The sequence below is a fragment of the Photobacterium sp. OFAV2-7 genome, assembly GCF_022347985.1.
GTDB lineage: Bacteria > Pseudomonadota > Gammaproteobacteria > Enterobacterales > Vibrionaceae > Photobacterium.
Window position 1 is genome coordinate 1 of sequence record NZ_JAKRFQ010000083.1, and the last position, 10,065, is coordinate 10,065.

Annotated in this window: 8 protein-coding genes; 4 read left to right on the plus strand and 4 right to left on the minus strand. The window is 50.4% G+C overall.

The window, feature by feature from the left end:
* On the minus strand, nucleotides 1-964 hold a 964-nt coding region (gene mpl, locus MHN01_RS07475; protein WP_239410749.1), incomplete at its 3' end, for a UDP-N-acetylmuramate:L-alanyl-gamma-D-glutamyl-meso-diaminopimelate ligase.
* Nucleotides 965-1,169: 205 nt separating this feature from the next.
* Here mpl and fbp point away from each other — a divergent pair.
* From fbp to MHN01_RS07490, 3 genes are all read left to right on the plus strand, one after another.
* A complete protein-coding gene (fbp, locus tag MHN01_RS07480) occupies nucleotides 1,170-2,180 on the plus strand; it encodes a class 1 fructose-bisphosphatase (RefSeq protein WP_239410750.1) in 1,011 nt (336 codons plus the stop codon).
* Nucleotides 2,181-2,374: 194 nt separating this feature from the next.
* Entirely contained in the window at nucleotides 2,375-2,905 is a 531-nt protein-coding gene (gene ppa, locus MHN01_RS07485) for an inorganic diphosphatase (RefSeq protein WP_075763593.1), read from the plus strand.
* A gap of 95 nt (nucleotides 2,906-3,000) precedes the next feature.
* Nucleotides 3,001-3,363 (plus strand): rhodanese-like domain-containing protein, encoded by a 363-nt coding sequence (locus tag MHN01_RS07490; protein WP_239410751.1) that lies wholly within the window; start codon nucleotides 3,001-3,003, stop codon nucleotides 3,361-3,363.
* Between the two features lie 43 nt (nucleotides 3,364-3,406).
* On the opposite strand, the gene MHN01_RS07495 is transcribed toward MHN01_RS07490, so the two are convergent.
* From MHN01_RS07495 to MHN01_RS07505, 3 genes are read right to left on the minus strand one after another with little or no spacing between them, the layout of a single operon-like run.
* The gene (locus tag MHN01_RS07495; protein WP_239410752.1) at nucleotides 3,407-3,757 is read right to left on the minus strand and encodes a gamma-glutamylcyclotransferase family protein; all 351 of its coding nucleotides are present in this window, start codon (nucleotides 3,755-3,757) and stop codon (nucleotides 3,407-3,409) included.
* A gap of 12 nt (nucleotides 3,758-3,769) precedes the next feature.
* Nucleotides 3,770-7,528: a translocation/assembly module TamB domain-containing protein gene (locus MHN01_RS07500; RefSeq protein ID WP_239410753.1), complete on the minus strand. Its 3,759-nt coding sequence runs from the start codon at nucleotides 7,526-7,528 to the stop codon at nucleotides 3,770-3,772.
* Nucleotides 7,525-9,246 (minus strand): autotransporter assembly complex family protein, encoded by a 1,722-nt coding sequence (locus MHN01_RS07505; RefSeq protein ID WP_239410754.1) that lies wholly within the window; start codon nucleotides 9,244-9,246, stop codon nucleotides 7,525-7,527. Before MHN01_RS07505 ends, MHN01_RS07500 begins: the two co-directional genes overlap by 4 nt.
* Before the next feature lie 172 nt (nucleotides 9,247-9,418).
* Between MHN01_RS07505 and msrA the strand changes: the two genes are divergently transcribed.
* Nucleotides 9,419-10,054: a peptide-methionine (S)-S-oxide reductase MsrA gene (gene msrA, locus MHN01_RS07510; RefSeq protein WP_239410755.1), complete on the plus strand. Its 636-nt coding sequence runs from the start codon at nucleotides 9,419-9,421 to the stop codon at nucleotides 10,052-10,054.
* Nucleotides 10,055-10,065: the final 11 nt, after the last annotated feature.

Genomic DNA, 10,065 nt, shown 5'->3' on the forward strand with positions numbered 1-10,065 from the left:
TCACCTGACCTTTCAGCTCCAGGCGACGCTTGGTATTGATAAACTTCGCCAATGACTCGCAGGCCAAATCCGCGGTCACGCCAACATGACGTGCAGCAGCAATCGCCATCAGGGCATTGCTGACATTATGATCGCCCACCAGATCCCAGTTCACGACACCCGCGAGCTCACCTTCCAGGTACACCTCAAACTGGCTACCATCGGCCACAAGCTTGCGTGCCTGCCAGTGGCCGTCTTCGCCGGTATATTCCAGCTCACTCCAACATCCCATATCCAGTGTCTGCTGGATATTGTCGACATTTTTGGGTGCCAAGATCCGGCCATTACCCGGCACAGTTCTCACTAAATGATGAAACTGGCGTTGGATGGCTTTCAAATCATCAAAAATATCTGCGTGATCGAACTCTAAATTGTTCATAACGAGCGTTCGTGGTCGATAATGAACAAACTTAGAACGCTTATCGAAAAAAGCACTATCGTATTCGTCCGCCTCGACAACGAAGAACATACTTTCACCTAACCGCGCGGAAACACCGAAGTTTCCAAGCACGCCACCAACCAGAAAGCCCGGCTGATAACCACAATCTTCCAGGATCCACGCCAGCATACTGGCTGTCGTCGTCTTGCCATGTGTACCGGCCACAGCCAATACCCAACGGTCATGCAGCAAAATTTCCTGCAGCCACTGCGGCCCCGAGGTATAGCGCAGGTTATTGTTCAGTACATATTCCACACAAGGATTGCCCCGGCTCATGGCATTGCCGACGACGACCAGGTCGGGAGCCGGATTAAGTTGTGATGGGTCATAACCCTGAATAATTTCAATACCTTGAGACTCAAGCAAGGTACTCATCGGCGGATAAACATTGGCATCACAACCGGTAACTTTATGGCCCAACTGACGAGCGAGAATCGCGGCTCCGCCCATAAATGTGCCGCAAATTCCTAGAATATGGATATGCATAACTGTCGGCTCACTGAATAAATTCTGTTGATTTCACGCTTAGGTGTTACTTCAGTACCATAAAAAAGATCTTTATATACAATTCTTTATGCGTATTTACAGCACTAACAGGCTATAAATCCTATATAGAGGTACCAAAACTGTCCGTAAGAGACATTGTACCTGACTTAACTGCCCCAATGACAACATGATGCAAGGATTGTATATGTCCGATATTAGAACCCTTGGTGAGTTCATTGTCGAGAAACAGACCGACTTCCCCCATGCCAGCGGTGAGCTCTCCTCACTACTGGGCTCTATAAAGCTAGCGGCTAAAATCGTGAACCGTGAAATCAACAAGGCAGGCTTGGTTGATATCACAGGATCGGCCGGTGGCGAGAATATTCAAGGTGAAGATCAGCAAAAGCTCGACATCTACGCAAATGAGAAATTCAAGGCCGCGCTTGAAGCCCGAGATCAGGTATGTGGCGTCGCCAGTGAGGAAGAAGACGAAGCCGTTGCCTTCAACAAAGAATTAAACCTAAACGCGAAATACGTTGTTTTGATGGATCCACTGGATGGTTCTTCGAATATCGACGTAAACGTTTCCGTCGGAACTATTTTCTCCATTTACCAGCGAGTTTCGCCAGTTGGTACCCCGCCAACTGAAGAAGACTTCCTCCAGCCAGGACACCGCCAGGTTGCTGCCGGCTACATCATCTACGGCTCTTCGACCATGTTGGTTTATACCACAGGTAACGGTGTTCATGGTTTTACCTACGATCCATCACTGGGTGTGTTCTGCCTGTCACACGAAAGCATGCGTATCCCGGAAGACGGCCGTATTTATTCCATTAACGAAGGTAACTATATCCGCTTCCCGATGGGTGTGAAAAAGTACATCAAGCACTGCCAGGAAGACGTGCCAGAAGATAACCGTCCTTATACATCCCGTTATATCGGCTCTCTGGTTGCTGACTTCCACCGCAACCTGCTAAAGGGCGGTATTTATATGTACCCGAGTACTGCGACTCACCCGAACGGCAAACTGCGCCTGCTGTATGAATGCAACCCGATGGCATTTTTGATTGAGCAGGCCGGTGGCCTGGCATCTGACGGTAAACACCGGATCATGGATCTCAAACCGACTGAGCTGCACCAGCGGGTGCCATTCTTTGTCGGCTCGACCAAGATGGTCCGCAATGTAGAAACCTTCCTGGAAGAGTTCCCTGAATAAAAGCGATTCCCGATATAACAGGCTGCCCCGGCAGCCTGTTTCTTTTTCTACCTCAACTCTCTCACTGCTCATCACTTCTTTCTACTCGCCATAATAGGGCAAAACGGTTACCAAATAGACAACTCGTTAACGAAGTTGGTATTATAATTTCTTACATCGTCAACAATTAGTTAACTCAATAAAAGGAATACATCATGAGCCTTAATCAGGTGCCAGCAGGAAAGGACATCCCTGAAGATATCTACGTTGTTATCGAAATCCCAGCCAATGCCGACCCAATTAAATACGAGGTAGACAAAGATACCGGCGCAGTGTTTGTCGACCGTTTCATGTCAACGCCGATGTTCTATCCTTGTAACTATGGCTATGTAAACCATACTTTGTCCCTTGATGGCGATCCTGTCGATGTATTGGTACCAACCCCTTATCCGCTAGTTCCGGGTTCAGTGATCCGCTGCCGTCCGGTTGGTGTGCTAAAAATGACAGATGAGTCCGGCGAAGATGCTAAAGTGGTTGCCGTCCCACATAGCAAGCTCAGCAAGGAGTATGACCATATTCAGGACGTCAATGACTTACCGGATCTTCTAAAAGCGCAAATTACCCACTTCTTCGAGCGATACAAAGAGCTGGAAGCTGGTAAATGGGTAAAAGTGGATGGCTGGGCAGATGCTGCGGCTGCGAAGGAAGAAATTGTAGAATCCTTCAAGCGAGCACAGGAAAAGTAACTGGCTAGCAGTTAAGAAATAACGCTCCTTCTCTCACAGGCTGACAAGGAGCGTTTACAACACCGATATGATTATTCAGAGGTTAGTCCTGTAAAATGCTAAGCAAAATACGTCAACTCATTCTCTTCACCCTTCTTCTTGCCTCCCCAGTTCAGGCCGAAGTGGTAACACCCGAACAATTCTGGCAACTACACCAGGAAGGAAATCCGCTGATTGTTGATGTGCGAACCAATGAAGAATTTATCGCCGGGCACCTGCCCAAGTCTATCAACATCCCCTTTAATGAAATCGACAGGCTGACCACGATCGCCAAAGATAAAACCCAGCCCATTTTTCTCTATTGCCGCTCCGGACGGCGTTCCGGAATCGCAGAAGAAGTCCTCAAGCAACTGGGTTATCAGTATATCTACAACGGTGAAAGCTACGAGGCATTACACAAGGCAATGCCGCGTCCATAGCAAATGCTCCAACATCTGCAGCGAATAAGCCGAATAGACAGTTTTATCGTTGGCACCAGTCACCACGGCTAATCTGAGGCAACCCAGCGACAGAAGGGTTGTAAAGGTAAATCCAGGCTGCCCCGTATTTCGTCTCGACCAGCTCACGGGTATACAACTCAGGATACTCCTCCAGTTGATCGAGTAAGGCCATGGTACGACTGTCCACTTCATAGACTTCCCCATACAACGGAGCATGGTTCGAGTTGCTCTTTTTTGCCCCCGGATAACTACCGAGATTAAAAAGCACATAGCCCGACACTAATTGACAGGCCCCTAATCTGGATGCCTGTTCTAGCAAGCCATGATTCGACTGGCCTGCCCTCAATGTCCCATACACAAACACTCTTGCCACAACAACCAACCCTTAATTGAACTCAAACTGATACAGTAAATCGACGGCGCTATCGAGGCCGGATACGGCTTCAACGTACAGATCTGTCATTAACCGGTAACGAACAGTAAACTCAGGAATGGAGTTAAAAATCCCGACACCATATTTTACCTGCAGACCGGGGGCAATATAACCACTGATCGTCACCTTAGAATCGTCTCCCGAGCCCGTGGTATCTAATGTCAGGTCCTGGACACCAAACGCTTCGCCGACATTACCGACAAGCTGGCCACTATTGGCCAGCCCCATACTGATCAGTGCGGTCGTCATCGCATCGCCACTGCCACCTTCGCCAGACTCGGTATCGAGGTTTTTACCACGCAGCAGGTAAGACAGTGCATTTTGCTGGGGCATCGCCGGATCGGAGAAGATCTCCACTGTCGGTTCATCGGCCGGGCCGCTGACCCGGATCCCGGCAATCACACCATCTTCGACATTGTCCGGATCACGAATTGCCTCTATCGACAGATAAGGCTGGTCCGCCGGGCCATTAAACAGAATCTGACCTTTGCGGATCACCAACTCCTGGGCAAATGAACGATAGGTACCATCTCGCAAGTTCACCTCACCATATACTAGCGGTCCCTTATCCTTCTGGCGTACGTTCAGATCACCTGTCAGCCTGGATTTCAGGCCAAACGCCGACAACCTGACATCTCTACCGATATTCACCGAAATATTGGTGTTGATTTCAAACGGGATTGGCGGCTCTGTCTCGACAGGTTGTAGATCATCGGTTAGCAGCACTTCATCACCAGATACTGACACTGCCGATTCCGGCAACTGATCAATGGTGATGCGCCCCCATGGAATAGCGATATTGCCGGTGATCTCCGCGTATTTCGGAGAGGCTTTGATCATCAGATCCGGTGACACCTTCAAGTCGAGCAGAGGAGGCATACTGACTTCCAAATCGCGTGCATTGACTTGTAGCTCCGACTTCCATTGCGCCAGATCCTGCCAATCACCACTGCCTCGCAAGAGCAGTTCGCCATCCGGCGTGATAATATCGCCATGCAAGGTGGCATTGTAACCATTAAAGGTCGCGGTGATATCACCCTTGGATACATCTAACGGCACCTTACGGCCGATCGCTTCCACATTAGTCAGTTCCAACAATCCGGTGACAGCCGGATGCATGATTGGACCAGCAACGGTCAGGTTGGCATCAACCTGGCCGTCAAACTGTTCATAGCCCTTGATCAGCGGGGCTAGGAAACCAAGCATGAAGCGATCAATCTTAAGCCTCGCCTCCAGTTGCTGTTCACCTGTTAGCTGGCTAACTTTCGCTTGCCCTGAGATATCGCCATTGTCTTTCACCGCCACCAGCCAGTCGGCATTTAAGATGTCCTGCTTCATCTCGGCATTAACCGTCACCTTGTCCCAGCCTACTGTCAGGGCCGGCGCTTCAGGATCGGCCTGTTGAACCACTGAGCCCGACGACAGGCGAACCTGGGCTTTCACATACGGAGACGCCTTTGGCGCCCAAGTCGCCTCCACATTGGCACCTACTTCCCCCTTTAGCGTAATAGTTTCAGGGATAAACGGTGCAATACGATCAAAACCGAAATTGTTCACGGCGACCTTGGCATGCCCCGAACTCCCTGCCTCGAGAGCTTCGATCAGGCACAACGACGCTTGGTCCTGTTGCCAACAGTGCGCGGCGACATTCACCAACTGTGTCTTGAGGTTATAACCTAGCTTCGTTGGACGGTTTAGCTGCCATGGACCAATTTCCGTATCAATTTCACCTTGCTGCAATACCCCTTGCCAGCCAGTCTTGCGATCCAGCTTGCCCTCAAGACTGATATTCGCGCTCACAGGTTGGGCATCGACATTCAGTGTAAGGTTGTGCTGAGCTTCGGTCCCCTTGAAGACCAAGGCTAACTCATCAAGCTTAAACGTATCGTATTTGCCTTCAGAAGCCGTCAGCCTCACATCTGCCTTTAGCGCCGGCATAGGTGTTACCCGTCCCTTAAGTGCAAACCGCTGAAGACTGGCCTGCTCCTGCCAACCTAAAGCCTCTCCGTCCAACTGAAGATCAATATCCGGTTCGGCAAGTTTTCCCGACAGCTCGAGGTCTCCCTGAATACGTCCACGCAAATCCGGTAACGATTGAGCCAAGTCCGGGGCATCAACCTGCGCAGACATCGCCCATTCTTTGCTCAAGGAGCCTTTTGCCGTCAGTCCATTAGGACCATGCTTTAACCTCAGATGATCGGTAACCAGCTCAATATCTCCCTTGCCGGCGGTATCTTTGGCATCAAGCTGCCCATCAAGTGTAAACGGCTGCTCGAGCACCACCCCGTCGATAAATAGCTCAGGCAGTTTGACAAACCAGCCGCCCTGCTTGGTCAGCCCCCCAGACGTTCGCAGCTTACCGCTGAGATCTCCTTTGGCATCCGGCCATTCAAGCCCGGGCTGTATATGGCTAAAATCTAACTGCCCCTGCCAGTTAACCAACTCCTTCCAACTGGCTTTGGCCTTGCCGGTAATCGCACCGCCGAGGGTTTCGATAGCCAGTTTATCCAGGCTTACCTGAGTCAAATCGCCCTGCCCCGATAAGTTTGCGGCAACGGCAGGCATCGGCGCTCCGTCAACATCGGTTTTTAGCTTGAACTTGAACCCGTCTAAACTTCCGGCAGCAGTTAATGCCGTATCTGTCACTTCAAATTCAGCTTCTTTATCAATCGGCCACTGAATATGCTTACTGGACAGATTAAGATCGAAAGGTAGCGTCGGCTCCAGCGGAGACAGCTTGCCACTCAGCAACGCATCAAGCGTACCTTTCAGGCTTGCATCAAGCGCCAGCTCGGCCAATGAACCGTCAGCCTTGAGCTTGAGGTTATGCCCCTCAAGAGGAGCCATTGCAATATCAAGCCCTGCTTCTAGCTGAAGCGGGTAATCACCGCTCAACGAAATACCGGCAGTCGCATCAAGCTTGGCCTGCGGGACATCCAGTATCAGCTTGCTCAGTGACACATCACTGCCCGTTGCCGTTGCAGCTATGTCCAGCACATTCACCCGTTGGGGAGTCTCGCCGTTGAGTGTAAAGTTCTTAACGGTAAAGCGCTGGATATCAAACGACAAAGGCAGTACCACTTCAGGCAAAGTGATAGGCTCACCGGTAGGTTCAGCTTCAGCTTGCGTAACCGTACTGTCTGCCTCAGAAGCTGAAGCCAGTGTAAGCTCGATATCCTGCCAGTCGGTCGGCTTGAGTATTAACTGGCTTTCCTCAATCTCCGCTGCGGTAGAAAAATACTGCCAGGCAATCTTGTTGCCCAAAATATCCAGCTTAATATCATCCAGCGCGACCCGGTCAATACGTATCGGTAGCGGCATCACAATTTCAGTCACGGGCTGAGGCTCAACCTCACTCTCTTCAGCATCCGGCTGCGACGGGGGCAACTCGGGCATGGCAAACTGCACACCCGAAACACTCAGCTCGGTCACACAAACTGCCGGGGTTAGCAGGCAACTGTCTTCAAGCGTCAACACCAGGCTGTCTGCCTTCAGATCAAGATGCGTATCTTGAAAGGCGATATGCTCCAGCGTAAAACCTTTCAGCAAGCTTCCCGAGCTACCGGCTACCGACAGGGCCGGCAAGGCCTTTTGTGCGCCCCAAACAGCCAGCTTAACGCCTGCCGGGGTATACAACAGTGATGCGATAGCAATCACCAAAACCAATAACAGTGCCAGCAACCCTAGTGCTATACGTTTTACCCAGATCATATTTCAGGCCCCAGAACAAAATGCAGCTGAAACTTATCGCTTTCCTTTTCCAGTCCCCATGCAAAATCAAGACGAATCGGGCCGACCGGCGATGCCCAACGGACACCGGCCCCCACTCCTCGATACCAATCCGGAGTATCTATCCAGGAGGAACCATAATCATAAAACAATGCTCCCCACCAATTACCGTAAACCCGGTACTGATACTCAAGGGTCGAGGTCAGCATGTAAGTACCACCACGTAACTCGCCCTTACTGTCTTTCGGAGCAATCGACTCATAGCTATAACCACGCAGGCTATTGTCACCACCCACGAAGAAACGCAGTGATGGCGGCACATCTTCTATCCGCTCCGCAATCACCGCACCACCATCCAGCCGCAACAGGCCACGGTGATCCTTGCCGGAGCTGCGGATCCAGGCACTCCGCCCGCGAAACCTTGCCAGCCGGGTATCAGAACCAAAAGCCGGATCGGAGTATTCGATCGAGATTAGCTGTTTATCGCCCCAGGTAGGCATAGCACCACCACGACTTCGAGTTTTGTCATAGCTGATCCCCGGCAATATCATGGACAACACGCCGCTTTCTTCAGCCCCCTGCTTGTAATCCTCGTAGAGCCACCGTACCGACGCCACCCGTTTCCAGCCTGACTCCAGCCGCCAGTGGCGCTCCAGGCCAATGTTATATTCCGTACTGACCGTGTCATGGTTATCAACATAGCGAATACCGCCAATGATCTGGTAATAATCATTGAGGACGTCATCAAGCGGGATCTTGTAGGTTGCCTCGATCTTAGGCTGTACCTTCGAGAGCTCAGTCTTCACATTGAGGCTGTGGCCAGCACTGTTCATCCAGGGCTTGCGCCAGTTAAATTTAAGACGCGTACCAACATCGGTTGAGTAACCGATACCTGTCTCTATCTGGTTTCTGACCTGTGGCTCCAGGGCAACCCTGACAGGCACGCTATTGTCTTTTAGGTTGGCAACATCTCCGCCGACAAAGATCGAGGAGAACCAGCCGACATTAGATAGTCGCTGATTAAACTCTCCCAGAGTAGAAGCAAGGTATGGGTCGCCCTCTTCGTAGGGGATCAGTGATTGCAGCCGGTCTTCTTCAATTTGGCTGCCTGTGAATACCGTCTCGCCAAAGTTATAGCGTTGTCCGGCAGCAAACTCGATCGTAATAAAAGCCTCATTGCGTGTCGGGGCCACCTCCAACACACTTTTCTTTAGCTCTGCATCAAAGTAGCCTTTTCGCAGCGCCAGACTACTCAGGGAAGATTTGAACGACTCATATTTGCCATGATTCAGCGTTTTGCCAAAACCAAGCCCACTTTTTCTCTTCAGTGCCAGAAAATCCGGATCGCTCTCAGCCATACCTGTAATACGGATATCGCTTTTGGCTATTGTTGTCTTCGGTCCGGCATTAACCGTAACGATCAGCTCGTTATCATCTCCGTCCTTCTCAACCTGATAAGCAAATGTCGGTTGATAGCGCCCCAGCGCTTTAAGGGCGTCTTTAATCTCGCCTTCGAGCTGCTCCCGAAAGCGAATTGAAATACTGTAGTCATCTTCAGGAATGGCCGAGACATACGCCTCGACATTATCTTTCAGGCTTCCTTTCAACCCCTTAATGGCCAATGTGGTCTCTGCCCAAACCGGGACAGAAGCAACAAGAGCAATTGCGGTAAGGCTAAACCGCTTAATGTTTTTGTTCATTCTTATTAGGTTTCACCAATAACAGCTTTATTATTGTTTGCAGCGCGCAGTAATAATTCTGACAAAGGGCAGTCATAACTGCCAACATAAAATAAAGACAAATCAACCGATATTGATTGTCTGCCAAGATTCCTCTACTTTCTCTGTAAAGACAATGTAAAAGGAAATAACAATGTCAGTAAAGAAACAAGTCATGATCTCGCCGGAGGCTGCGCTCATTGGCAGGGCTACCCCAATCCTTCCTTCCCAGCCACATGCTGTCAATGGTACACCAATCAATGATTATAAGCCTGAAGGGCTAGAAGAGCTCATTGTGGGTATGGGCTGTTTCTGGGGTGCTGAGAGGCTCTTTTGGCAACTTGACGGGGTTTACAGTACGTCTGTTGGCTATAGCGGAGGATTTACCCCAAATCCGACCTATGAAGAAGTTTGCACCGGAAAAACCGGGCATACCGAAGTGGTACGTATTCTTTTTGATCCAGCATTGATATCACTCGAACAACTGTTTGCCCATTTCTGGGAAAACCATGACCCAACACAGGGAATGCAACAGGGCAATGATATCGGCACCCAGTACCGTTCTGTCATCTATACGACTTCTGCCTCACAGCTCGAGCTGGCACAGCAAAGTAAAGAATACTACCAGAGCGCCCTGAAGCAGCAGCAAATCCTGCACGAAATTACCACTGAAATAGAGCCGGCAGGCAACTATTATTTTGCCGAAGAATACCATCAGCAATACCTGGCCAAAAATCCCGGTGGATACTGTGGTTTAGGGGGAACAGGCGTGTGTCTACCCCCTCAGTAACCCCGTGCCCT

Excerpts from the sequence above, each read along its gene's own strand:
- fbp (WP_239410750.1), top strand. The coding sequence starts at position 1,170 with ATGTCCGATATTAGAACCCTTGGTGAGTTCATTGTCGAGAAACAGACC.
- ppa (WP_075763593.1), top strand. The coding sequence starts at position 2,375 with ATGAGCCTTAATCAGGTGCCAGCAGGAAAGGACATCCCTGAAGATATC.
- MHN01_RS07490 (WP_239410751.1), top strand. The coding sequence starts at position 3,001 with ATGCTAAGCAAAATACGTCAACTCATTCTCTTCACCCTTCTTCTTGCC.
- MHN01_RS07500 (WP_239410753.1), bottom strand. The coding sequence starts at position 7,528 with ATGATCTGGGTAAAACGTATAGCACTAGGGTTGCTGGCACTGTTATTG.
- MHN01_RS07505 (WP_239410754.1), bottom strand. The coding sequence starts at position 9,246 with ATGAACAAAAACATTAAGCGGTTTAGCCTTACCGCAATTGCTCTTGTT.
- msrA (WP_239410755.1), top strand. The coding sequence starts at position 9,419 with ATGTCAGTAAAGAAACAAGTCATGATCTCGCCGGAGGCTGCGCTCATT.